The organism is Nocardiopsis ganjiahuensis DSM 45031, assembly GCF_000341085.1.
Classification (GTDB): domain Bacteria; phylum Actinomycetota; class Actinomycetes; order Streptosporangiales; family Streptosporangiaceae; genus Nocardiopsis; species Nocardiopsis ganjiahuensis.
Genome location: NZ_ANBA01000018.1, coordinates 1 through 23,180 on the forward strand (window position 1 = coordinate 1; position 23,180 = coordinate 23,180).

A 23,180-nucleotide genomic window follows, 5' to 3' on the forward strand; every position below is an offset into this window, starting at 1 on the left:
CGCGATGGTCGGTTGGCTGTTACTCGACATCTGTCGCCCTCTCGAAGCGGGCTCTGCAAGGGGAGTTGAGGTGGGGTGACCGGCGTTTCCCGTGCGGGGGAGGGTGCGGCCGGGGTGTGGTGCGGAACCGGATCTGCGCGGTTCGCACACCAAGGGGCACCCCGCGTGCGCGAGGTGCCCCTGGGACGTCCGGGACCTACTACTGGGAGTTGGTCATCTTGAGGACGTCGAGGGCGGCGTCGAGCTGCTCCTCGGTGAGCTTGCCGTCCTGCACGTAGCCGCGCTCCAGCACGACCTCGCGGATGGTCTTCTTCTCGGCCAGCGACTGCTTGGCGACCTTGGAGGCCTCCTCGTAGCCGATGTACCGGTTGAGCGGCGTGACGATCGAGGGGGAGGACTCCGCGTAGACGCGGCACTGCTCCTCGTTGGCCTTGATCCCGGCCACGCAGCGGTCGGCGAAGACCGTGGAGACGTTGGCCAGCAGGCGGATCGACTCGAGCACGTTGCGCGCGATCATCGGCAGCTGCACGTTGAGCTCGAAGTTGCCGGAGGCGCCGCCGAAGGCCACCGCGGCGTCGTTGCCGACGACCTGCGAGGAGACCTGGAGCACGGCCTCGCACAGGACCGGGTTGACCTTGCCCGGCATGATCGACGAGCCCGGCTGCAGGTCCGGGAGGAAGATCTCGGACAGGCCGGTGGTCGGGCCGGAGCCCATCCAGCGGATGTCGTTGGCGATCTTGGCGTAGCCGATCGCGATGGTCCTCAGCTGGCCGGAGAGCTCGACCAGACCGTCACGGGCGCCCTGCGCCTCGAAGTGGTCGCGGGCCTCGGTCAGCGGCAGGCCGGTGTTGGCGGCGATCTCGGCGATGACCCGGGCGGAGAAGCCCTCCGGGGTGTTGATGCCGGTGCCGACGGCGGTGCCGCCCAGGGGCAGCTCGGCCACGCGCGGCAGGGAGGCCTCGAGGCGCTCGACGCCGTAGCGGACCTGCGCGGCGAACCCGGCGAACTCCTGGCCCAGGGTGACCGGGGTGGCGTCCATCAGGTGGGTGCGGCCGCTCTTGACGACCGCCGCGAACTCGACGGACTTGCGGGTGAGCTCGTCCTCGAGGTGGCGCAGCGCCGGGATCAGCTCGTTCTGCACGGCCGAGGTGGCGGCGATGTGGATGGAGGACGGGAACACGTCGTTGGACGACTGCGAGGCGTTCACGTGGTCGTTCGGGTGGACGTCGAGGCCGGTGCGCTCCTTGGCGACCGTGGCCACGACCTCGTTGGTGTTCATGTTGCTGGAGGTGCCCGAACCGGTCTGGAAGACGTCGATCGGGAACTCGTCGTTCCACTTGCCGTCGGCGACCTCGAGGGCGGCCTCACGGATCGCCTTGCCGAGGTCGTCGGAGATCACGCCGAGCTCGGCGTTCACCTTGGCGGCAGCCGCCTTGATCTGGCCGAGCGCGGCGATGTGGGCGTTCTCCAGCCCCTGGCCCGAGATCGGGAAGTTCTCGACGGCACGCTGAGTCTGGGCCCGCCACTTGGCCGTGGCCGGGACCTTGACCTCACCCATCGAGTCGTGCTCGATACGGAACTCACTCATGACAACCCATCTCTCCTGGGAAAACCTGTGACCTAAAGCCTGCCAGACGCGGCAGAGCACATCGCACCTCACCCGGGGTTCACGGTGTTGCACGTGTCATGTTGACATCGCCCCAGCTCACCAGCGCCGGCGGAGAGAATGTCCGGTCAGCTCCTCCCATCGGACCGGACCGGGCCGGGCCTAGCGGTTGAGCTGGCGGCGGTCGCGGCGGCGCCCGAGGAGGAAGCGGCGCTTGGGCGCGCGTACGCGCACGGTGCCGAACAGGCTGAAGCCGTCGATCTCCAGGACCGGGGGGTTGGACATGGTGCTGCGGCGGGCGTTGGTGCTGCGCCGCCCGAGGAAGGACCAGCCCTTCATCCGCACCTCGACACCTTCGGGGACGTCGATCACGACCCGGCCGAGGAACGTGCTGACCGTCATCCGGTGGTGGTTGCGGGTGAGCAGGGCCTCGCGCATGTCGATCTCGGTGCGCCCGACGACCGCCCCGGCCTGTTCGTCGGGGAGCGCGACCCAGCGCCCCTTGCGGGTGAGGGTCGTGAACCAGCTGACCATGGGTTCGGGGTCGAGTTGGATGGGCTGTTCCTCGGCGGGCACGAGGTCGGCGGTGATCGCCGGCAGTTCGCCGAGGGTTCTGGCCTCCTGCGCCCGGTCGAGGCGTTCCTCGAACTCCTCCATGTCGATCCTGCCGTCGGTCACGGCGGTACGGAGTACTTCGCTGACGCGTTCGCGGTCGCTGTTGGAGGCCCTCATTCGGGCGGGGGAGACGTCCTCACTCACGGCTCCAACACTAGAGGAGGCGCGGTGACGGAGCGGTCGTGGTGTGTTCGGCCGCGGGGCCGGGCGGACCCGGACCCGCGGCCGAACACGGTACGTCTCCTGGTCAGAGGAGCATCAGCGCGCGGCGGGCCGTGGCGGCGGCCGAAAGCGGCCGCACCGCGATCCGCACCAGGGCGCGGGCGTTGTCGTCGCCCGCGACCCGGTTGGCGCTGAGTTCGCCGCACGAGAGGCAGCGGTGGACGATCAGCCACTCGCCGTCGGGGCGGGTGCTGACACCGGCCGCCTCCATCCGGCCGCGGCAGTCGGCGGCCCGGTCGCCCGGGACCCGGCCGTCCACGTGCAGGCTGGTGAGGCAGTGCGGGCAGTGGTTGCGGTGCGCGGTGCCCAGCGCCCGCAGCGGTACGTCGAGCCGGCAGTGGGCGCAGCGGAAGGACTCCGCCGCCGGTCCGGACCGGCGGCCCTGTTCGCCCCGGGCCCGCAGGACAGTCTTGGGGCGCTGCTGTCTGCGCCGGTCACGCCGACCGTTCCGGTCACTGCCGCGCCGGTCGCTGTTGCGTCGGCCCACGCTCACACCTCCCCGAGCATCTCGAGCGGGAAGGGCGGTTCGGCGAGCGGGCGTACCGCGATCCGCATCAGGACGAGCGGGTTGTCGTCGGTGGCCACGCTGTTCTCGGACAGTTCGTCACAGCGGACACAGCGGTGGACGAGCCGCCACGTGCCGTCGCGCGGGACGACGACGGAGATGGGTGTCATGCGTCCGTCGCAGTCGCTGACGCCGTCCTCGACCTGGTCGTGGACGTGGAGTGAGCTCAGGCAGCTCGGGCAGTGGTCGCGTGGTTCGCCATCGGGTCCGAGGACGGACACGGAGAGACCGCAGAGTACGCAGCCGAAGGTCGCACGCCCGGCGCGGCCGCTCGGGTCGCCGGTGTTCCGGGTGCGGCGGTGCCGGGTGCTGTGCTGCTGGGTGCGGGCGGTGGTGGGGTCGGTGGTGGACAACCCGGGAACTCCTTGCTGGAGAGCGAAAAGGGATCAACAGCAAGAGCGCCGAGCGGGTCTCGACGGGGGCGGGTCCGGTCAGCCTTCCGAAGCGTGTCGGGGCATGCGCAGGCCCGCGCGGCTGTGAGGCGCGCTCGGCGCGTTCGGGGGCATCAACACCTGTCCTAGCTGTGGGGCGAGTCGTCCCCAGCGGTTCGTCTCCGTCTACGGCACCCCAACGTTAGACACCGGCCGGACGTGATCGCAACGTGTTTTCTTTCGCCTTCTGGTGGGGGACACGTGCCCGGACCGCGCCGGGAAGCAGGAGGCGGACCCGGACACGGCCCCGTGGCGCGGGGAGGCGCGTGGAAAAGTGTTGGCGGAACGTCCTCTCCGATGCCTACCGTGTTCCCATGACCACACCAGAGCCCCCACGGGCCGTTGCTGGGAGCGCCGTCGCCGGGAGCGCTGCCATGACCTCCCGGGACGCCTCAGATGTGCCGGCGCTTCACCTGCGCGGTGTCGTCAAGCGCTTCGGTTCGCTCACCGCGGTCGACGGACTCGACCTGGAGGTACCGCAGGGGGTCGTGCTCGGCCTGCTCGGACCCAACGGAGCGGGCAAGTCCACCACCATGAAGATGCTCACCGCCCAGTCCGTCGCGGACGAGGGCACCATCAGCATCCTCGGCCACGAGATCCCCGCCGAGTCCAAGTGGGCCCGGGCCCGCATGGGTGTCGTCCCCCAGCACGACAACCTCGACGAGGAACTCACGGTCGAGCAGAACCTCCGGATGTTCTCCTTCCTGTACCGGGTGCCCCGCGCCCGCCGCAAGGAGGCCATCGCCCGGACCCTGCGCCTGGCCCAGCTCAGCGACCGGGGGGACACCCCCGTCGACGACCTCTCCGGAGGCATGCGCCGCCGCCTGCTCATCGTCCGCGCGCTCCTGCACCGGCCCGAACTGGTCCTCATGGACGAGCCGACGGTCGGCCTGGACCCGCAGGTGCGCCAGGAACTGTGGGGCGTCATCACCGCCCTGCGCGACGAGGGCGCCACCGTCCTGATGTCCACCCACTACATCGAGGAGGCCGAGCGCCTCTCCGACGAGGTCGCCCTGATGGCCAAGGGCAGGGTCGTCGAGCGGGGAGCCCCCGCCGACCTCGTCGCCAAGTACGCGGGGGCCACGGTCGAGGAGTACGTCCCCGGCGGAGAGGGGATGGCCGAACTGGAGCGCCTGGTCAACGGGAACGGCTTCACCACCCGCCGGACCGGCAACACCCTGTCCGTCCTGCGCGCCGAGGAACTCCCGGAATCGCTCCGGGACGGCTTGGGAGAGCCCGACCGCCGGGCCAGCAACCTCGAGGACGTATTCGTGACCCTGACCGGGGAGACCGTGGAATGAGCCTGTCGCAACGCCATGAGGACGCCCGGCCGGAACGGCACGCCCGGCCCGGACGCTTCGAGGCCGACGCGGTCATGGGGGTGGTCGCCCGCGAGTGGATCCTCTACGGACAGTCCTGGCGGGCCACGACCTTCGCCGCCGTCGTCGAGCCCACCCTCTACCTGCTCTGCTTCGGCTTCGGCATGGGCGCCCTCATCGGCACCCTCGCCGGGTTCAGCTACATCGACTTCCTCGGCACCGGCATCGTCGCGGTGTCGGTCATGTTCCAGTCGATGATGCCCGCCGTCATCAACACCTTCATCAAGCGCCGCTTCCTGCACACCTACGAGGGCATCCTCGCCGCCCCCGTCGACGTGCGCGAACTCGTCACCGGTGAGGCGCTGTGGCTGGGCCTGAGGGCCGGGGTCTACGGCTGCGTGCCGCTGCTGGTGGCGGTCGGGTTCGGGCTCCAGCCCGGCCCCGGGATGCTGCTGGTGCCGCTCATCGCCTTCCTCGCCGGGTTCGCCTTCGCGCTCTTCGGCATCTGGATCTCCGCGCTGATCACCTCGGTGCGCTCCATGGACTACGTGTTCAGCGGCCTGTTCACCCCGCTGTTCCTCATGGCGGGCACGTTCTTCCCGCTCACCGAGCTGCCCGGCTGGGTGCAGACCGCCGCCATGGTCAACCCGCTCTACCACGCGGTCGAACTGATCCGCGGCTCCGTCTTCGGCGGGCTGGACGCGGGTACGGCGCTGACCCACGTCGGCGTCCTGTTGGCCTTCGTCGTGCTGATGTGGAACCTGGCCTCCTTCCAGATGCGGCGCCGCGTGGTCAACTAGCCCTCCTCCTGGCTGCCCTGTCGGCCACAGGGGCGGGCACGGTCACGGAAGACGACGGCGGCGCGGGAGGGGACGAGCCCCCTCCCGCGCCGCCGTGTCGTCGGTTCCCTGTCGGCCGTACGCCGACGGGACCAGCGCTTCCGCGGGACCGGTACCCCCTCGGGGTCAGCCCCCGCTGGGCGCCCAGCGCAGCTCGACGACGACCCGCTGGCCGCCCTCGGCGACGCTCAGGCCCAGGCCGACCGCGCCCCACTGCTCCGGGGAGTCCACGTCGTTCCGGCTCAGCGCCTGGCGCAGGTCGAAGTACCCGGCCAGCACCGCGTCGTCCATCTCCTGCATGGTCTGCTGGAAGACCTCGTCCTCACCCAGCCGGCCCGATCCGCCCTGGCCGTGGCTGACCACCACCGTGTCGCCGTCCGAGCTGACGGAGGGCGCGGGCCCGGACGAGTAGGGGTCGTTGAAGGACTCGTCCAGGAACCCGTTGATCGCGCTCTCGTCACCGTCGACCGCCCGGTACTCGAAGGACGGCTCCCAGTTGTAGTCGTCCGGGTCGAAGGAGGTCAGACCGAAGGCCGTGGAGGTGCCCAGGAGCGAGGTGAACCCGTCCGGCAGCGGAGCGCCGACGGAGTTGAAGAACGACTCCATCTCGCTGCGGTCGCTGTCGTTGAGCATCGGGATGTTGTCCTCCTCCCACGCGGTGCGCAGGGCCTCGTCCAGACCGCTGCCGCCGAAGGCCATCACGGTGTCCGCGGGCAGGCCGCCGACGGCCTCCAGGCTCGCGCCGGGCGCGTCGGCGAGCCAGGTCAGGTCCTCGTTCTCCACCTCGAAGCCGAACACGTCCGTCCGGGCCTCCAGGTAGTCGCCGTCCACCCGGACCGAGGCGGTCATCCGTCCCTCGACGGAGTCGGCTCCGGTGGCGCCGAACTCGGAGCCGAGCTCCTCCTCGAAGCCGGACATCCGGCTGAGCTCGCCCAGGTCCGCCCAGGCCAGGGCGATGCTGCCGCTGGGCACGTTACCGAGGTCGCCGCTGTAGACGTCGTTGCTCGCCAGGTCGCCGTGGGCCGACATCTGGTCGTTGTACTCGTTGATCTCGGCCTCACTCTCGGTGAAGACCACGAAGTCGTCGACCATCTCGAAGTACACGTCGTCGGTGTCGCGGAGCGTCTCGAACTGGGCCTCGGCCGCGGCGGGGTCCTCGACGGCCAGCGCCACCGCGAGGGCCATGCCCTCGTCGAACTCGGCCTCGGGGTCCGTGGCGGGCCAGGAGGCGATGCCGGCCTTCTGCCCGATCCACGCCTCGACCTCGGACTGGTCGAGTTCGTAGGTCTCCGCGAACACCTCGGCGAAGGGCCCCGAGGTGTCCTCGTCGAGCTCTCCGGTCTCCTCGGTGATCTCGTCCGGGAGCTTCTCGACGAACTGCATCAGGTCGAGGACCTGGGAGCCGTCGACGTCCAGGTCGACCTTGCCGAAGGCCACGGAGTTGCCGGGCAGGACCGACTCGGGCTGCGGGCCGCTGAAGTCGACGAGTGAGACGGCCGCCCACAGGGTGCCGCCCATGAGCACCAGGGCCACACCGGCGGCCGCGGGGATCAGCCACTTGCGGCCGCCACCGGACGGCGGGACCTGCCCGCCGGAGTACTGGCCTCCGTAGGGCGGCTGACCGGGGTCTCCGGGCCCGCCGGGGCCCATGGGGGCGCCGGGGCCCTGCGGGGGCTGTCCGCCCGCGCCCGGGTACTGCTGCCCGGGCTGCTGGGGGCCGGTGTACTGGCCCCCGGGGTACTGGCCCCCGGGGTACTGCCCTCCGGGCTGCTGAGGGCCGGGCTGCTGGGGCGGGGCGAAGTGCGGCTGGCCGGGGCCCGGCTGCTGCGGGAACCCCTGACCGGGTTGTTGCGGCTGCTGCCACCGGGGCTGCTGCGGGGGATCTGGGTAGGACATCGGACCTCCGACGAGGGTGTTCACGGGACAGGCACGCCCTGGTGACGACTCTGATGCCGGGGCGCTCTGAGTGGTTCGCGTGCGCGCACGGGCCCCGCACGTCGGCGGCGCCCCGGCACCCCGCCGGGAAGGCGGAGCACCGGGGCGCCGGGGCGTTCGGGGCCGGAGCGGTGACTGCTTCGGAACGGGGACCGCTCCGGGGCGGGGACTACTCCGGGGCGGAGGTGAGGTCCACGCCGCTGTAGGCCGACAGCTTGCTCAGACGGTGCTCGCTCCGGACCTGGCGGACGGTGCCGCTGCGGCCGCGCATGACCAGCGAGTCGGTGGTCACGCCGGTGGACTCGTACCGGACACCGCCGACCAGCTCACCGTCGGTGATGCCGGTCGCGGCGAAGAACACGTCGTCGGAGGAGACGAGGTCGTCGGTGCTGAGCACCCGGTCCAGGTCGTGGCCCGCGTCGATCGCCTTCTGGCGCTCCTCGTCGTCCTTGGGCCACAGGCGGCCCTGGATGACCCCGCCCAGGCACTTCATGGCGCACGCGGTGATGATGCCCTCCGGCGTGCCGCCGATGCCCAGCATGAGGTCGACGCCGGTGCCGGGGCGGGCGGCCATGATCGCGCCCGCGACGTCACCGTCGCTGATGAACTTGATCCGGGCGCCCGCGTCGCGCACGTCCTGCACCAGCTGCTTGTGGCGCGGGCGGTCCAGGATCACGACCGTGACGTCCTGCGGCGACTTGCCCTTGGCGCGGGCCACGGCCCGGATGTTCTCGGCGGGGGAGGCGGCGATGTCCACCACGTCGGCGGCCTCGGGGCCGGTGGCCAGCTTCTCCATGTAGAACACCGCGGACGGGTCGAACATGGTGTTGCGCGGGCTCATCGCGATCACGGCGATGGCGTTGGGCATGCCCATGGCGGTCAGGGTGGTGCCGTCGATCGGGTCGACGGCGACGTCCCAGTCGGTTCCGCCGCCGTCACCCACGCGCTCGCCGTTGTAGAGCATGGGGGCGTTGTCCTTCTCGCCCTCGCCGATCACCACGGTGCCGTTCATCGACACGGTGCTGATCATGTGGCGCATCCCGCGCACTGCTGCGCCGTCGGCACCGAGCTTGTCGCCCTTGCCGACCCAACGGGCCGCGGCGAGCGCGGCGGTCTCGGTGACGCGGACCAGCTCCAGCGCGAGGTTACGGTCGGGCGCCGAGGGCTGCGCGGACGGGCTACTGGACTGCGACATGGACGTGACACCTTCCGTCGGGAAACAGGGTGGGGTTCACGTCTTAGGGTAGTCACCCGAGGTGACCCCGGGTCGTTTCGGTCCGGGGTCGGGGACGGCGTCGCGTGTCAGCGTGTCGCCCGGGGCCGACGGCGGCCGGTGGGTACCGCGCGGGCGCTACGGTCTACGCTTGCGGGGACCCGGACAGGAGTGAGGGCGTGACAGTGGACAAGACGGACAAGCCCGCGCGGGTCTCGCCGCGGGGCGCGGCCACCCGCAGTGCCCTGCTGAAGGCGGCAGCCCAGGTGTTCCGCACCGTGGGTTTCGCGAAGGCCGGTGTGAGCGAGGTCGTCTCGGTCGCCGGGGCCAGCGTCGGCAGCCTCTACCACCACTTCACCGGCAAGGCGGATCTGTACGTCGCCCTGTACGAGGAGTTCCAGCAGCGCCAGCAGGAACGCACCCACCAGGCGGTCCGCGACGCGCGCTCCCGAGGTGAGAGCGATCCCACACGGCTGATGAACATCGCGGCGCACGCCTACCTCCTCGGCAGCATCGAGGAGCGGGACACCGCGCGCCTGTTCTTCAGCGGGGACGGACCGCCCGGGTTCGACTACCAGCTGCGGTCCCGCCTCACCCAGTGGACCGACCGCAACGTGGCCCTGTTCCGCAAGGCGGACGAGCCCGTGGACGAGGCCCTGCTGATCGTGGTGAGCGGCTCCATGCTCCTCGCCGTCGCCGAGGTCGTCCGCCGCGACGACGCCGACGCCCACCGGCTGGCCGACGAGCTCACCGGCCTGCTCACCGAACTCGAACCCCGCAACCGCCTCCGGAACTGAGCGCGGGGGAGCCCTCCCACCGCGCTCCGCGAGAACGTCCCCGCGGGCCCGCCGGAGGGTTCGTCGCCGTGCGCCGGGGTTCGCCGAAGGAGTTCCCGGACCCGGGGAGTCCCCGCTCACACGCCCTAAGCGCACCCCCGGTCGAAGTGGCCCGGGACCTGGGGCAAGCTGGTCAATGTCATGAGTTCACACAGCCGGTCCAACGCCACCTTCCAGAACTACGCCATCTCCCTCGGGATCCTGGTCGCGATCCTCCTGGTGATGGCGTTCGTGGTCTCCTCGCGTTCGGGCGAACACATCCCCACAGTGGATTACCGCCCGGACATCGAGGTGCTCAGGGACGCCGCCGACTACCCGGTGACGGCCCCCTCCGAGGACCTTCCGGAGGGCTGGACGCCCACCAGCTCCACCATGGACGTGACCGGTCCGGTGGAGTGGACGATCGGGTTCGCCACTCCGGAGGACAGTCACGCCAGACTGGTCCAGAGCGACGCCGACCCCGACACCGTGGTGGGCAACAGCGCCAAGGACGCCGAACCGGTGGGCAGCGTCATGGTCGGCGACCAGGAGTGGGAGCACCTGGACTCCGCGGACTGGGGCGCCCTCGTGCTGCGCGAGGAGGACCGGACCGTGGTCATCGCGGGCAGCACCACCGTCGACGAGTTCGCCGTGCTGGCCGAGCACCTGGAGACCTTCCCGGTCCCGGAGGGTGCCGACGAGGAGGAGTCGGAGGACTCCGACGCCTGAGGCGTCCGATCACGTACGAGGGGCCTCGGAGAACCATGGTTCTCCGAGGCCCCTCTGTGTGTCCGGTGTCCGCCTGCTCAGCGGTCACTACTCGGCCCGCAGGTCGCGGCGGAGCTCCTTGGGCAGCGAGAAGGTGAGGGTCTCGTCGGCGGTCGTCACGGGGCTGACGGAGCCGAAGCCGTACCCGGCCAGCTTGTCGAGCAGTTCCCGGACCAGGATGTCGGGCACGGAGGCGCCGCTGGTCACACCCACGGTGGTGACGCCCTCGAGCCAGGCCTCGTCCATGAGGGTGGCGTTGTCGATCAGGTACGAGGCGTCCGCCCCGGCGTCCAGGGCGACCTCGACCAGGCGCACGGAGTTCGAGGAGTTGTCGGAGCCGACCACGATCACGAGCTCGCACTCGGGCGCCATCGCCTTGACGGCGTCCTGGCGGTTGGACGTGGCGTAGCAGATGTCGTTGCTGGGCGGGGCGAGCAGGTTCGGGAACTTCTTCTGGAGCGCGTCCACCGTCTGGTTGGTCTCGTCCACCGAGAGGGTGGTCTGGGACAGCCAGGAGACGTTGTTCGGGTCCCGGACCTTCACCTTGTCGACCTCGTCCGGGCTCTCCACGATCTGGATGTGCTCGGGGGCGTGGCCGCTGGTGCCCTCGACCTCCTCGTGGCCGATGTGGCCGATGAGGACGATGTCGCGGTCCTCCTTGGCGAAGCGCTGGGCTTCCTTGTGCACCTTGGTGACCAGGGGGCAGGTCGCGTCGATGGTCTTGAGCTGACGCTGTGCGGCCTGCTCGTGGACGGCCGGCGAGACACCGTGCGCGGAGAAGATGACGATGGCGCCCTCGGGCACCTCCTCGGTCTCCTCCACGAAGATCGCACCGCGCTCCTCGAGGGTGCGCACGACGTGCGTGTTGTGCACGATCTGCTTGCGCACGTAGATCGGGGCGCCGTACTGCTCCAGGGCCTTCTCGACGGTGATGACCGCTCGGTCGACACCGGCGCAATAACCCCGGGGGTTGGCGAGTAGCACACGGCGCTGGTTCGTGGCAGTCGTCATCGCAGTCATGGGACACATCCTAGGCGTGATCTGGGGCTGTGGGTCCAGGTGTGGGATAGGGCACCGATCTGGGCATACCTGTCGACGAGGCCACGAGCAGGTGACGTCGGTGCAACAGAACGTACTCGGTCGGGCCGCGAAGTGGCGAAATCGTTCACTTCCCGCCTGCTCATGCTGTTACTCCCTCCTCTATCCTGGTTCACCATCGCATCTGTTATGAGGCGGTTCGCCCTCAACTCGGCCTTGCCTGGTTTGCTGGACGCGCGCCGCCGGCCCAACCGCCGAGAGCATCAGGAGCCCCCGTCCTATGTCGAACCCGACCATCGTCACGAAGCTGACCTCCCTGTTCAAGGGAATCTTCGGGCGCAAGGACCAGGTCGTCACGACCGTGCAGGACAAGAAGGACGAGACCCCCGCGACGGAGAGCGCGGAGACGGTGGAGAAGGCCGAGACCCCGGCTGAGACCCCGGCCGAGGCCACCACCGAGGCTCCCGCCGAGAAGTCCGAAGAGACCCCCGTGGAGAAGGCGGACGAGGAGTCCGCCCAGGAGAAGCCCGCTTCCGAGGAGGCGGAGACCGAGGAGAGGACCGAGGAGAAGACCGAAGCCCCCGACACGGAGGCCGCCGAGGCCGCCAAGCTGGTCGAGGAGCCCAGGGGCGAGCCCTCCACCCCGGCCACCGCCGACGTCCCCGAGGACGGCTCCGCGCTGGCCGAGGAGATCGAGGCCGCCGAGGCCCACACCACGATCGCCAGCGACGACGTGCTGGAGAAGGTCCGCAAGGGGGCCGCCCCGGCCGCCGAGGACCTGGCCGTGCCCACCTACGACGAGCTCACCCTGCCGTCCGTCCGGGCGCGCCTGCGCAAGCTCACCATCGAGCAGGTCCGCGACCTGCGCGCCTACGAGGTCGCGCACCGGAGCCGCCCCGAGTTCATCAAGATGTACGACAACCGCATCGCCAAGCTCGAGGCCGAGGTCTGACCCCGCACGCCGACGCGTCCGCCCCGGAGCCAGGACCCCTTCACGGGCTCCCCGGCTCCGGGGCCGCGCGGCCCCTCCTTCACGGAACTGTCGTCACCCTGGCCTAGGCTCTGGAGCCATGGGCATGGAGAGTTCCGCGGAGTCACCGCAACCGGTCAGGACCGTACTCCAGGCGGTCGGCGGCTGGATCGACCGACTGGGCGCCATCTGGGTCGAAGGGCAGATCGCCGAGCTGAACTCGCGCGGCCGCATGACTTACATGACCCTGCGCGACCCGGTCGCCAACGCCTCGATCCGCGTGCTCTGCGAGACCTCCGTCCTGCGCAGGCAGGAGCCGGCGCCGGGCCCGGGCGACCGCGTGGTCATGCACGCCAAACCCGACTTCTACCAGCTCAAGGGCACCTTCTCGCTGCGTGCCAAGGAGATCCGGCACGTCGGCATCGGTGAACTGCTGGCCCGGCTGGAGCAGTTGCGCCGCACCCTGACCGCCGAGGGCGTGTTCGACCCCGCCCGCAAGCGCGCGCTGCCCTTCCTGCCCAACACCGTCGGCCTGATCTGCGGCCGCGACTCCGCGGCCGAGCGCGACGTGATGGAGAACAGCCGCCGCCGCTGGCCCGCCGTGCGCTTCGAGGTCCGCCAGGTGGCGGTCCAGGGCGACCGCGCCACCCGCGACGTGATCGAGGCGCTGCGCGACCTGGACTCGCGCCCCGAGGTCGACGTCATCGTCATCGCCCGGGGCGGCGGTTCCATGGAGGACCTGCTGCCCTTCTCCGACGAGGCCCTGGTCCGCGCCGTGGCCGCCGCGGCCACCCCCGTGGTCAGCGCCATCGGGCACGAGCAGGACGCGCCCCTGCTGGACCACGTGGCGGACGTGCGCGCCTCCACCCCCACCGACGCCGCCAAGCGGACCGTCCCCGACGTGGGCGAGCAACTGGAGATCATCCGACAGCTCCGGGACCGCGGCCGCCGGGTCATCAAGGGCGGTGTCGACCGCGAACTCACCTGGCTGGCGAGCGTGCGCTCCCGCCCGGTCCTGGCCGACCCGGTCCGGGAGACGGAGCGGCTCACCGAGCAGGTCCTGGAAATGCGCGACCGCGCGCGCCGGAGCCTGACGATCTCCCTGGACCGCGCCGCGGACGGGCTCGGCCACACCGAGGCCCGGCTGCACGCCCTGTCCCCGGCGACCACGCTGGCGCGCGGCTACGCGATCGTGCAGCGCGAGGACGGCTCCGTGGTCCGCTCGGCCACCGAACCCGAGGTGGGGGAGACCCTGCGCCTGCGCTTCGCCGAGGACGGCCTCAGGGCCACGGTCGACTCCCTGGACGGCACCGCCGGGCCCGAGCCGGGGCCCGTGCAGCCGGAGGCCGTGGCACCCGAAACCGCGGAGCCCGCGCCCGCCAAGTCCCGGAGCGCCAAGGCCGGCGGGGCGAAGTCCGGGGGCACCAAGGCCGCAGGAGCCAGGACAGGCGCCTCGAGGAAGAAGCCCGCTTCGGGCGGGTCCCGGGCCGCGAAGAACAAGCCGGAGACCGCCGCCGACAACGGCACCACGGACACCACAGAGGGGGAGTAGGCATGGCCGACAAGAGCGAGGCCCCGGAACTGAGCTACGAGGAGAGCCGGGAGGAGCTGAACAGCGTCGTCCGCAGACTGGAGTCGGGCGGCCTCACCCTCCAGGAGTCCCTGGCGCTGTGGGAGCGGGGGGAGGAGCTGGCCCGTATCTGTGAACGCTGGCTCGAGGGCGCCCGCGCCAAGCTGGCCGCCGCCATGGACGAACGCCGTGCGGACGAACCCCAGGACCCCGACACGCCCTTCTGACCGGACCCGCACCGCTGTGCCGGTCGGCGGGCCCCGGTGCTCCGCTGCCGGGGCCTACTTGCGGCCGTTGAGTTCGTCGCCGAGGGTGCGCAGGTTGCCGGGCAGGCCGCGGAAGACCGCGACGACCAGGACCAGCGCCGTGCCCAGGAACAGCCACGGGGCGACCTCGGCCAGGCGGGAGGCCAGGCCGAGGATGAGGACCCGGGCGAACCCCTCGTTGCCCAGGGCCAGCAGGCTCTCGGCGGCGACCACGGCGACGAAGTAGGCGATCGGCGGGCTCACCGACAGCGACAACAGGTCGTTGGGGCGGACCAGGGCCGCGGTAGCCAGGCACGCGAGGGTGAAGGCGACCCCTGGGACGGCGGGTGTGGACGCCAGGTGGGCGATCATGGTGCCGGCGAAGCTGAACACCACGATCAGCAGGACCCCGCCCCGTCCGGTCAGACGCGGCGGGCTCCCTTCGGCCGGCCGGGCCGGTTTCGGTTCGGCGGTCCGGGCCGCGTTCGGGTGACTGCGCGTCGTCCTGTCCGCGCTCGGTTCCTCCCGGCCGCGACCGCTGGACCGCACGAAGTACGGGGCTTGTCCGGGCTCCGGACTGTCCGACTTGCGCGGGGGCATGGTCGTGCGCCTCCCAAGTTTGTTACTCACAGTGTTTAGTGTGTCACTTCTCGTGAAGTATCGGGGGTCATTCCTGGGATCGTGTCGTCATTTCGGCCACTTGCCCCTTCCGGGTCGAACGCGGCTTCCACCCCTTGGACGCCGGGATATCCCCGCCTGGTTCTGGCCGGTTCCAGACACATGGCCGTTTCGTCACTCTCCGTGAACAGTCTCCTGGTGATCTTTTTGGGGCGAACCGTTGTGGCGGTTACCCCCACGCCGAATACCGGCAAAATCGGCCGCGTCCGCGACGCCCGGAACGGACATGTCCGACTCGGGCGGCGTCAGGTCCGTGAGCTCCGGTGCCGCCACCGTACGCGGCCGCTCCGTCACCCCCGAGAGCCGGTCCAGGTCACCGTCGACCAGGCCCAGCTCGCCGAACCGCCGCGCGGTCACCAGCACCCGGCTCTCCAGCGACCCCACGGTCTGGTTGTAGGCGCCCACCGTGCGGTTCAGCGCCCGGCCCAGCCCCTCCACGTGCCCGCCCAGCGTCGCGAGCCGCGCGTGCAGCTGCTTGCCCAGGTCGAACACCTCGCGGGCGTTCTCGCTCAGCGCCTCCTGCTGCCACGCGTACTGCGCGGTCCTCAGCAGCGAGATCAGGGTGGTCGGCGTCGCGATGTGCACCCGCCGCGCCATCGCGTACTCCAGCAGCTCGGAGTCGTACTCCAGCGCCGGGGCCAGGAACGCCTCACCCGGGATGAACAGCACCACGAACTCGGGTGCCGGGGTGAACGCCGCCCAGTACGACTTCGCCGCCAGCTGGTCCACGTGGGTGCGCACGTGCCGGGCGTGCGCGCGCAGCCGCTCCTCCGCACCCGGGCCCTCCCCGGCCTCCACCGCGTCCAGGTAGGCGGCCAGCGGCACCTTGGAGTCCACGACGACGTTCTTGCCGCCCGCCATCCGCACCACCATGTCCGGGCGCTGCGCCCCGGACACCGCCTGCTCCTCGAAGTCGCAGTGCGCGGCCATCCCGGCCAGCTCCGCCACCCGGCGCAGCTGGAGCTCACCCCACCGGCCGCGCGCCTCGGGCCTACGCAGCGCCGTCACCAGTGACTGCGTCTGGTCCCGCAGACGGTCCGAGCCCTCGCGCACGTACTCGACCTGCTTGGCCAGCTCCGCGTGCGCGGCGGCCCGCCCGGCGTCGACCTCCCTGAGCTGCGCCTCCACGCGGTTCAGGGTCGCCGTGAGCGGTTCCACCATCCGTTCGACGGCGCGCCGCCGCTCGTCCAGGTCGCCCCCGGCCTCCGCGCTGACCGCCCGCAGCCGCCCCTCGGCGAGTTCGAGGAAGCGCTGGTTGGTCTGGTCCAGGGCCTGCGCGGACAGCGCGCGGAACCGGTCCGCGAGCTGTTCCTCCACGTAGGCGGCGCGTTCCTCCGCCGCCCGGGCGTCCGCGCGGGCCTCGGCGTCGCGGCCGCGGGCGAGCATCCAGCCCACGGCGGCGCCGATGGCCAGTCCGACGAGGAGTACGAGTACGAGTGCGAGGGCGTCCATGGCGCCATGCTCTCAATCCCCGGGGGCCGCGTGCTTCCCAACGCGCAGGATTTCGGACAGCAGGGCGGCCGGGGCGGGCGCGGCCGCCTCCTCCGGGAACGGGCCCGTTGGCCGAACCCGGCCATGGCCGGGGGTTGCCGGAGCCGGGGTGAACCCGCACGCTTTCCGGAATCCCCGTGACGTCCGCTGTTCCCCGGAGAAAGGCCCGACATGCGCCTCGCCACCCACACCAGTGGAGACGGAGACCGTACCGCCCTCCTCGTGCACGGCGGCTCCTCCCTGCACCGAACCTGGCACGCGGTCGAGGAGGTGCTCGTCCGACGCGGCTACCGGGTGGTGGGTGTGGATCTGCGCGGACACGGCGGGAGCCCGCGCGGTGAGTACTCGACGGAGGCGCTCCGCCAGGACCTCGTCGACACCCTGCCGGTCGGAGCCGACCTGGTCATGGGCCACTCCATCGGCTGTGTGGCGCTGTCCCTGGCCCTGGGCCACCTGTGTCCGGACCGGGCCGTCCACGTCGACCCGGCCTTTCGCGTCCCGCCGCTGCCCGACGGCGCGGGGGAGCGGATGCGGGAGGTGTTCGCCACCGCGGACGCCGCCCAGGTGCGCGAACTCCATCCGCTGTGGAGCGACGAGGACGTGCGGATCGAGCTCGAGGGCCTCGCCGCCGCCGACCCCGCCTTCCACACGTGGGTGGGCGAACACTTCGCGGGGACGGACCACTTCCCGAAGACGGCCGAGGTCCCCTCCCTCGCGGTGATCGCGGGCGTGGGTTCGCCGATCGGCCCCGAGGGCGCCCGGATCCTGGCCGACCGCGGCTTCACCGTCCGCACGGTGGAGGGCGCCGGACACTGCGTGCACCGCGACGACCTGCCGGGTCTGCTCACCGCCCTCGACGGCTGGATCTGACCGGTTCCGGGCTGCGGCCGCCGCCGACGCGGTGGCGCCGGCCAAGAGGGCGCGGAGCTCCGGGCCGCGAACGGGAGGGCCTCCGGAGCGAGGAGTGTCCTACCGGGTCAGTCGGGTCGTCCCCGGCAGGCCCTGAGGGCCTTGCGCCACAGGGTGACGGACTCCCAGAACTCGCTCGGGGGCTCCTCGGGGGCGAGCATCCACATGCGCTCCCAGGCGGGGGAGGCCCGGCCGGAGATCTCCGTGCGCGGCTCGTAGGGCGGGTCTCCGCTGATCGGGAACCACAGGTACTCCAGCGGGTCGATGAGGGCCATGAGGCGCTCCTCCAGGCCCCGGTCGGGGCGCACCTTGGTCAGGACCCAGGGGCGGTAGCGGCGCAGGACCTCCAGCCCTCCGGCGACCACGTCCGGTTCGGTTCCGGCGGTGTCGATCTTGACCACGGTGGGGTAGGCCGCCGCGGTCTCGTTCCAGCGGGACAGGGTGGCCGTGGGCACGGTGACGTGCGTGAGCCCCGTCCGGGTCGTGTGGACCAGCCGGTTGCACATGTCGTTGTGCAGGGCGCGGCGCAGGTGCCCGGTGCCGTTGTGGTTGCTCAGGGCCAGCTCGACCACGGTGAAGCCGAGGTCGGCGGAGGTGGAGACGGCACGCGCGGCGGAGGCGATCTCCGGGGTGGGTTCGAAGGCGAAGACGGGGCGGCGGGTGCGCGCGGCGGCCAGCATCGAGTACACCCCGACCCCCGCGCCGATGTCGAGGACGGCTCCGGGGCGGGTGTGGTCGAGGATCGCCATGAAGTTGGCGAGGCTGTCGGGTTCGTGCCTGGCCAGGCCGGAGACGGCCAGCCGGCGGGGGACGGTCAGGTCTCCGGGCAGCTGAAGGGTGAGGGTGTCGGGTCCGACCCGGCGGCGGTCGTCCGCGGGGCGGGGCAGGGCCAGGGAGAAGCGGCGGTTCCACGGCGGCACCCGGGCCGGGTCCAGTCCGCCGAACCGCCTGGGCAGGTGGACGCGGATCTGCCGGGTGGCGAAGCGCACGATCGGGTACCGGTGCACGAGCGCGCGTAGCTGGTCCTGGACCACAGTGTCATCCCCTCAAAAAAGAACGGTGCCGCGGTGGCTGCTGCCGGGACGGCCGAGTGCCCCGTCCTTCGATGGGTGGTGCCGCGCGAGCCGGTGCCGTGCCTGTCCGACCCCCGCCCGCGGTGCCCGGCCGCATCCCGAACCTACTCTGAGTAGTCACTTCGGTGCAGTGTGTTTTGATGATTGCCTTTCGGCGCTGGTGTCTGCTTTCCGCCGGGGGCGGCGGGCGTCCGCTTTCCGGCGGCGACGGCTCGGCCGACCCGTTGGTCCGCATAGACTCTGACCTTGTGAGTCTGTCTATCGGGATCGTCGGCCTGCCCAACGTTGGCAAGTCCACCCTTTTCAACGCGCTGACCAAGAACGACGCTCTGGCCGCGAACTACCCGTTCGCGACCATCGAGCCCAATGTCGGAGTCGTGGGCGTGCCCGATGCCCGGCTCGCGAAGCTGGCCGAGATCTTCGGCTCGGCGAAGATCTTGCCTGCCACGGTGGACTTCGTCGACATCGCGGGCATCGTGCGCGGCGCCTCCACAGGTGAGGGCCTGGGTAACAAGTTCCTCGCCAACATCCGCGAGAGCGACGCGATCTGCCAGGTCATCCGGGCCTTCGAGGACGCCGACGTCACACACGTCGACGGTGACGTCGAGCCCTCCCGCGACATCGAGACCATCAACACCGAGCTGATCCTCGCCGACCTCCAGACCCTGGAGAAGGCGATTCCGCGCCTGGAGAAGGACGCCAAGCGCAACGCCAAGGACAAGGACTCCCAGGAGCTCCTCAAGGCCGCCAAGGCCGCGCAGGAGATCCTCGACGAGGGCGTCTCCCTGTCCCAGGCCAAGGACGTGGATCTGGACCGGCTGCGTGAGCTGAGCCTGCTCACCGTCAAGCCGTTCATCTACGTGTTCAACCTCGACAGCGACGAACTCGGCGACGAGGCCCTGCGCGCCAAGCTCCAGGAGCTGGTCGCCCCGGCCGAGGCCATCTTCCTCGACGCCAAGATCGAGGCGGAGCTGGCCGAGCTGGAGGACGACGAGGCCCAGGAACTGCTGGAGTCCCTCGGCCAGACCGAGTCCGGCCTGGCCCAGCTCGCCCGGGTCGGCTTCTCCACCCTGGGGCTGCAGACCTACCTGACCGCAGGGCCCAAGGAGACCCGCGCCTGGACGATCGACCAGGGTGCCACCGCCCCCGAGGCGGCCGGGGTCATCCACACCGACTTCCAGCGCGGCTTCATCAAGGCCGAGATCGTCTCCTTCGACGACCTGGTCGCGGCCGGGGACATGCAGTCCGCCCGCTCCGCGGGCAAGGTCCGCATCGAGGGCAAGGACTACGTGATGGCCGACGGCGACGTGGTGGAGTTCCGCTTCAACGTCTGATCCGAAGCCACACGGGGGCGGGCCGAGTTCTCGGCCCGCCCTATCCGCGCCGACACGCGCCCGCCGGCCCGCCCAGGGCTAGGCGCTGTTTCCTGGACGGTTCCTCGGATGAGCCCGCACGCGCTGTCGGTACCGGAGAGGCGACTCGCCCACAACACGCTTGAACGCTGTGCTGAAGGCGCCCTCGGACGCGTAGCCCAGCTCCGAGGCCAGGGCTGAGACCCGGGCGTTGCTGTCCCGCAGTGCGCGTCGTGCGAGCAGCATGCGCCAGCGGCTGAGGTAGGTCAGCGGCGGTTCACCCGCCGCCTTACGGAAGCGCTGGGCGAAGGATGTGCGCGACATGGCGGCGGCGCGTGCGAGATCATGGAGACCCCACGGCTGCTCCGGATGTTCGTGCATGAGGTCGAGTGCGGGCCGTAGCCGTTCATCCTGAAGGACACCGAGCCATCCCGCGGGGAGTTCGGAGCTATCGGCGTAGGCCCTCAACACCTCCAGCAGTAGGAGTTGGCCGTGTTGGCGGATCGCGAATGCTGAACCGGCCCGACCTTCGGTCACCTCGTCGAGGAGGCGGTGAAGGCTGCCGCGCAGGGGAGCCGAATCCGCTGCCGACGTTCGAACGAGCGCCGCCGGCGGCAGGACGTTCAGCAGCAGTGCCCTGCCGACAGGGGTGAGTTCGATGCGACCGCCCACGATGACATCGTCCGCCTCACGATCCGCCGCGATGAGACGAGCGGAGGAGAAGTCCTCCTCGGGCGTGATTTCATGGCGTGCTCCGTCACCTGAACCGCCTTCGATCTCCAGCCACGATCTGTCGTTCAAAATGACGACGTCCCCTGGCCCGAGTGAGATCGGGGCCGTGATGCCGTCTGTGTCGAGCCGGGCGCGACCGCACACCACGGCGACGAATTTCAGCGGAATGCGGACTTCGGCGCGGCTGACCCATCGGCCCCGCACGGCGATACCGCCGGAGAGCACGCCACGAACCTCGACGAGATCCAGCACCTCGGACAGACGATCAGTGACCATGTCCGTACTCTCGCGTAAGAAAACGGGACTGACAACCATTCACAGTGCGCACTCGGCTGGCGAGGATGGTGGCATGGCTGAGAACACCGCACACAAACAGCACCCCGTGGGCTCGGGGTTCACCGCCTCGGCGACAGCGCAGGACGTCCTGGCGGGCATCGACCTCTCGGGTAGGAACGCCGTCATCACGGGAGGGCACGCCGGAATCGGGCTGGAGACCACGCGCGCACTGAGCAGAGCCGGGGCCTCGGTGACCATCGGTGCGCGCGACCCGGGACGCGCGGCAGAGGCGGTGAAGGGGATCGAGCGAGTCGGGGTCGGTCGGCTTGATCTCCTCGACCCCGCGTCGATCGACGCCTTCGCCGCCAGCTTCGTCGAATCGGGGCGACCGCTGCACATTCTGATCAACAACGCCGGCTCTCCCCCTGGGGAGCTCGTACGGGACGTACGCGGCTACGAGGCGCAGTTCGCGACCAACCACCTCGGCCACTTCCAGCTCACCCGGGCGTTGCTGCCGTCGCTACGAGCAGCTCAGGGTGCACGTGTCGTCAATGTGTCCTCGGGAGCACAGCGGTTCTCCGACATCTTGTGGGATGACCCGAACTTCCAGGTCACCGAGTATTCACCCGGCCTTGCCTACGCGCAGTCCAAGACCGCGAACGTCCTGTTCGCGGTCGGACTCGACCACCGGTGGGCGGAGGACGGGATCCGTGGGTACGCCGCCCATCCAGGTGTCGTCGTCGGTACCAACTTGAACAGCGCGGCGGGTGGGGAGGCGCTGCGCGCCCAGGGCCTGATCGATGAGTCCGGGCACCCGGTCATCGACCCCGAACACGGGAAGAAGACGCCGCAGCAGGGAGCCGGCACCATCGTGTTCGCGGCTACTAGCCCATTGCTCGCCCGGATCGGCGGTGTCTATCTCAAAGACAACGACATCTCGCCCTTGGACGATGAGCCGAGGCCGATGTCCGCAGCCAGTCCTCCGGCAGAGGTCATGTCACATTCCATCGACCCGCGATCGGCGCAGCGCCTCTGGGAGTTGAGCGAGCAGCTCCTCGAGGCGCCGACGCGATCGAACTGAGAGTTCATTCGGAGAGGCACCGGGTGGTTCCCTGGAGCAGCGGGACGGGCACGGGCCTGAATGATCGAGTTGTCGTCGCCGTGGTGGCCAAACCGGTGCTGCGCGCCGGGAGCGTGCCGCTGTCCCGCAACTCCTGGTCGGGAACCTCCTCGGTCCGGGGCCTGGGTGATCGGCGCGGTGTTCGCCGCGGTCGGGGTGACCTTCTGTGGCGCGCTGGTGGTGGGTCGGCCGCCGCGATCGGACCGGATACGGCGACCGGCCGGCTACCGGGGCCGTAGCCGCAGGGCGTCCATGCCGCCGTCCACGGCCAGGATTCCGGCGGGGATGTAGCCGGAGATATTGAGCGCGGCGTTGGACTCGGCGCGCCGGCCCGGAGAGATGCGCGTGGCGATGAGTGTGAGGCCGGCGAGCTGGCCGAGTCCCTGGGCGGTGCCCGCAAGCAGCGCGGCCACAAGGAAGATCGGCCACCACGGCGTCACCGTCACAGCCAGGGCAAGCATCCCCATCGAGGCCACAGCGGCGATGGAACTGAGTGCGAGATGGGAGCGAGTGTTGAGGCTTCCCGCAGCGAATTGGATCCCGGTTGCGAGCAGGAACATGGCGCAGGCGACGACCCCGGCGATCAAGGGGTCCGGAGCGCCGATGGGGCGGGCCAGCACCGATGGTCCCAGCGAGAGCACGAAAGACGTTGCTGTGATGCCCGGGCCGAAGGTCGCTGTACCCCACAGGAGCTCACGTTTGCGATCACGTGGGGGCGTCGGTCAGCGAAGGAGTCGTTCATGCGTGCGTCCGACGTGCGCTGGCTGTGCCAGCGGCAATTGCGTGCTGACTGCCAGGGCCGCGATTCCCAGCGCCGTGACGATGGCGAAGGTCCACAGCTGCGGTGTGGCGGTGGTCTTCGCGGTAATGCCCGAGAGCATCGGGCCGAGTCCTGCGCCAAGCACCATAGAGGCGGACGCGATGAGCCCTCCGGCTCTCTTGCTGGCGGTCGGGGCGACATCGACGACCGCGGCCATTCCCGCGGTCACAGCGCCGCCAACGGCCATGCCGGCGAGCAGGCGGGCTGCTAAGAGCCAAAGCACGCCTTGGGCCAGCAGGAACAGCGCACCGGACAGGATCGCGACCAGCATCGCGGGGATCAGGACCAGGCGACGTCCGTATCGGTCCGCGAGCCGTCCTGCGACGACCAGCGTCCCCACTAGGCCGACCATGTAGCAGGCGAAGATTATGGTGAGTACCCCTGAGGAGAAGCCCCACTGCCGCTGCCACTCGACATACAGCGGCGTCGGTGCGTTGGACAGCACGAACACGGACACGACCGTCAGTGCTGCTGCCAGGGACCAACCGAGATTCCGCTGTTCGACTGCTCTCATCACCTGCACCGCCTAGTTCGAAGTTCCTCGTAGTTGTACGAATTGAGTCGAACTTACCATCAGT

General features: G+C 70.5%; 23 protein-coding genes. 10 read left to right on the forward strand and 13 right to left on the reverse strand.

What is annotated here, in order from left to right:
• Window positions 1-199 precede the first annotated feature (199 nt).
• The 4 genes from D458_RS0124720 to D458_RS0124735 form a co-directional block, all read right to left on the reverse strand.
• On the reverse strand, window positions 200-1,588 hold the full coding sequence (locus D458_RS0124720) for a class II fumarate hydratase (RefSeq protein WP_017589405.1): 1,389 nt from the start codon (window positions 1,586-1,588) through the stop codon (window positions 200-202).
• 180 nt (window positions 1,589-1,768) lie between these two features.
• Entirely contained in the window at window positions 1,769-2,338 is a 570-nt protein-coding gene (locus tag D458_RS0124725; protein ID WP_017589406.1) for a DUF1707 SHOCT-like domain-containing protein, read from the reverse strand.
• 130 nt (window positions 2,339-2,468) lie between these two features.
• Entirely contained in the window at window positions 2,469-2,936 is a 468-nt protein-coding gene (locus D458_RS0124730) for an RNHCP domain-containing protein (RefSeq protein ID WP_017589407.1), read from the reverse strand.
• A complete protein-coding gene (locus tag D458_RS0124735; protein ID WP_017589408.1) occupies window positions 2,933-3,361 on the reverse strand; it encodes an RNHCP domain-containing protein in 429 nt (142 codons plus the stop codon). The genes D458_RS0124730 and D458_RS0124735 overlap by 4 nt, the downstream gene beginning before the upstream one ends.
• Window positions 3,362-3,813: 452 nt before the next feature.
• Between D458_RS0124735 and D458_RS0124740 the strand changes: the two genes are divergently transcribed.
• On the forward strand, window positions 3,814-4,740 hold the full coding sequence (locus D458_RS0124740; RefSeq protein ID WP_017589409.1) for an ABC transporter ATP-binding protein: 927 nt from the start codon (window positions 3,814-3,816) through the stop codon (window positions 4,738-4,740).
• Window positions 4,737-5,558, forward strand: a complete 822-nt coding sequence (locus tag D458_RS0124745; RefSeq protein ID WP_017589410.1) for an ABC transporter permease — start codon at window positions 4,737-4,739, stop codon at window positions 5,556-5,558. Before D458_RS0124740 ends, D458_RS0124745 begins: the two co-directional genes overlap by 4 nt.
• A 165-nt stretch (window positions 5,559-5,723) precedes the next feature.
• Here the strand turns inward: D458_RS0124745 and D458_RS0124750 are convergent, their stop codons facing one another.
• Together D458_RS0124750 and glpX are read right to left on the reverse strand one after the other, a co-directional pair.
• A complete protein-coding gene (locus D458_RS0124750) occupies window positions 5,724-7,493 on the reverse strand; it encodes a hypothetical protein (protein WP_040702769.1) in 1,770 nt (589 codons plus the stop codon).
• 208 nt (window positions 7,494-7,701) lie between these two features.
• Window positions 7,702-8,727 carry a class II fructose-bisphosphatase gene (gene glpX, locus D458_RS0124755; protein ID WP_017589412.1) on the reverse strand — a complete coding sequence of 342 codons (1,026 nt, stop codon included), beginning with the start codon at window positions 8,725-8,727 and terminating at the stop codon, window positions 7,702-7,704.
• A 203-nt stretch (window positions 8,728-8,930) separates the two neighbouring features.
• Between glpX and D458_RS0124760 the strand changes: the two genes are divergently transcribed.
• Together D458_RS0124760 and D458_RS0124765 are read left to right on the forward strand one after the other, a co-directional pair.
• The gene (locus D458_RS0124760) at window positions 8,931-9,542 is read left to right on the forward strand and encodes a TetR/AcrR family transcriptional regulator (protein WP_017589413.1); all 612 of its coding nucleotides are present in this window, start codon (window positions 8,931-8,933) and stop codon (window positions 9,540-9,542) included.
• Between the two features lie 180 nt (window positions 9,543-9,722).
• On the forward strand, window positions 9,723-10,289 hold the full coding sequence (locus tag D458_RS0124765) for a DUF4245 domain-containing protein (protein ID WP_017589414.1): 567 nt from the start codon (window positions 9,723-9,725) through the stop codon (window positions 10,287-10,289).
• Window positions 10,290-10,376: 87 nt separating this feature from the next.
• Here D458_RS0124765 and D458_RS0124770 read toward each other — a convergent pair whose 3' ends face one another.
• The gene (locus tag D458_RS0124770; protein ID WP_193374650.1) at window positions 10,377-11,348 is read right to left on the reverse strand and encodes a 4-hydroxy-3-methylbut-2-enyl diphosphate reductase; all 972 of its coding nucleotides are present in this window, start codon (window positions 11,346-11,348) and stop codon (window positions 10,377-10,379) included.
• 298 nt (window positions 11,349-11,646) lie between these two features.
• On the opposite strand from D458_RS0124770, the gene D458_RS0124775 reads away from it, so the two are divergent.
• The 3 genes from D458_RS0124775 to D458_RS0124785 all read left to right on the forward strand — a co-directional run bounded on the left by D458_RS0124775 (window position 11,647) and on the right by D458_RS0124785 (window position 14,133).
• Window positions 11,647-12,318 (forward strand): hypothetical protein, encoded by a 672-nt coding sequence (locus D458_RS0124775; RefSeq protein ID WP_017589416.1) that lies wholly within the window; start codon window positions 11,647-11,649, stop codon window positions 12,316-12,318.
• A 118-nt stretch (window positions 12,319-12,436) separates the two neighbouring features.
• Complete coding sequence (xseA, locus tag D458_RS0124780) at window positions 12,437-13,888, forward strand: exodeoxyribonuclease VII large subunit (protein ID WP_017589417.1); 1,452 nt, start codon at window positions 12,437-12,439, stop codon at window positions 13,886-13,888.
• Window positions 13,889-13,890: 2 nt separating this feature from the next.
• On the forward strand, window positions 13,891-14,133 hold the full coding sequence (locus D458_RS0124785) for an exodeoxyribonuclease VII small subunit (protein WP_017589418.1): 243 nt from the start codon (window positions 13,891-13,893) through the stop codon (window positions 14,131-14,133).
• 54 nt (window positions 14,134-14,187) lie between these two features.
• Here the strand turns inward: D458_RS0124785 and D458_RS0124790 are convergent, their stop codons facing one another.
• On the reverse strand, window positions 14,188-14,751 hold the full coding sequence (locus D458_RS0124790; protein ID WP_017589419.1) for a DUF6542 domain-containing protein: 564 nt from the start codon (window positions 14,749-14,751) through the stop codon (window positions 14,188-14,190).
• A 192-nt stretch (window positions 14,752-14,943) separates the two neighbouring features.
• Window positions 14,944-16,281 (reverse strand): DNA recombination protein RmuC, encoded by a 1,338-nt coding sequence (locus D458_RS0124795; protein ID WP_017589420.1) that lies wholly within the window; start codon window positions 16,279-16,281, stop codon window positions 14,944-14,946.
• A 210-nt stretch (window positions 16,282-16,491) separates the two neighbouring features.
• Here D458_RS0124795 and D458_RS0124800 point away from each other — a divergent pair, with 210 nt between their 5' ends.
• Window positions 16,492-17,190, forward strand: coding sequence for an alpha/beta fold hydrolase (locus D458_RS0124800; RefSeq protein WP_017589421.1), 699 nt, complete (start codon window positions 16,492-16,494; stop codon window positions 17,188-17,190).
• A gap of 107 nt (window positions 17,191-17,297) precedes the next feature.
• Here D458_RS0124800 and D458_RS0124805 read toward each other — a convergent pair whose 3' ends face one another.
• Entirely contained in the window at window positions 17,298-18,263 is a 966-nt protein-coding gene (locus tag D458_RS0124805) for an FkbM family methyltransferase (protein WP_017589422.1), read from the reverse strand.
• A 287-nt stretch (window positions 18,264-18,550) separates the two neighbouring features.
• On the opposite strand from D458_RS0124805, the gene ychF reads away from it, so the two are divergent.
• Window positions 18,551-19,636 carry a redox-regulated ATPase YchF gene (gene ychF / locus D458_RS0124810; RefSeq protein ID WP_017589423.1) on the forward strand — a complete coding sequence of 362 codons (1,086 nt, stop codon included), beginning with the start codon at window positions 18,551-18,553 and terminating at the stop codon, window positions 19,634-19,636.
• A 78-nt stretch (window positions 19,637-19,714) separates the two neighbouring features.
• Here the strand turns inward: ychF and D458_RS34150 are convergent, their stop codons facing one another.
• Window positions 19,715-20,662, reverse strand: coding sequence for an AraC family transcriptional regulator (locus D458_RS34150; RefSeq protein WP_040702777.1), 948 nt, complete (start codon window positions 20,660-20,662; stop codon window positions 19,715-19,717).
• A 73-nt stretch (window positions 20,663-20,735) separates the two neighbouring features.
• On the opposite strand from D458_RS34150, the gene D458_RS0124820 reads away from it, so the two are divergent.
• Complete coding sequence (locus tag D458_RS0124820; protein WP_017589425.1) at window positions 20,736-21,743, forward strand: SDR family NAD(P)-dependent oxidoreductase; 1,008 nt, start codon at window positions 20,736-20,738, stop codon at window positions 21,741-21,743.
• A 263-nt stretch (window positions 21,744-22,006) separates the two neighbouring features.
• Here the strand turns inward: D458_RS0124820 and D458_RS37715 are convergent, their stop codons facing one another.
• Window positions 22,007-22,423 carry a hypothetical protein gene (locus D458_RS37715; protein ID WP_239648058.1) on the reverse strand — a complete coding sequence of 139 codons (417 nt, stop codon included), beginning with the start codon at window positions 22,421-22,423 and terminating at the stop codon, window positions 22,007-22,009.
• An 81-nt stretch (window positions 22,424-22,504) separates the two neighbouring features.
• Complete coding sequence (locus tag D458_RS37720) at window positions 22,505-23,116, reverse strand: MFS transporter (protein ID WP_239648059.1); 612 nt, start codon at window positions 23,114-23,116, stop codon at window positions 22,505-22,507.
• Between the last annotated feature and the right edge of the window lie 64 nt (window positions 23,117-23,180).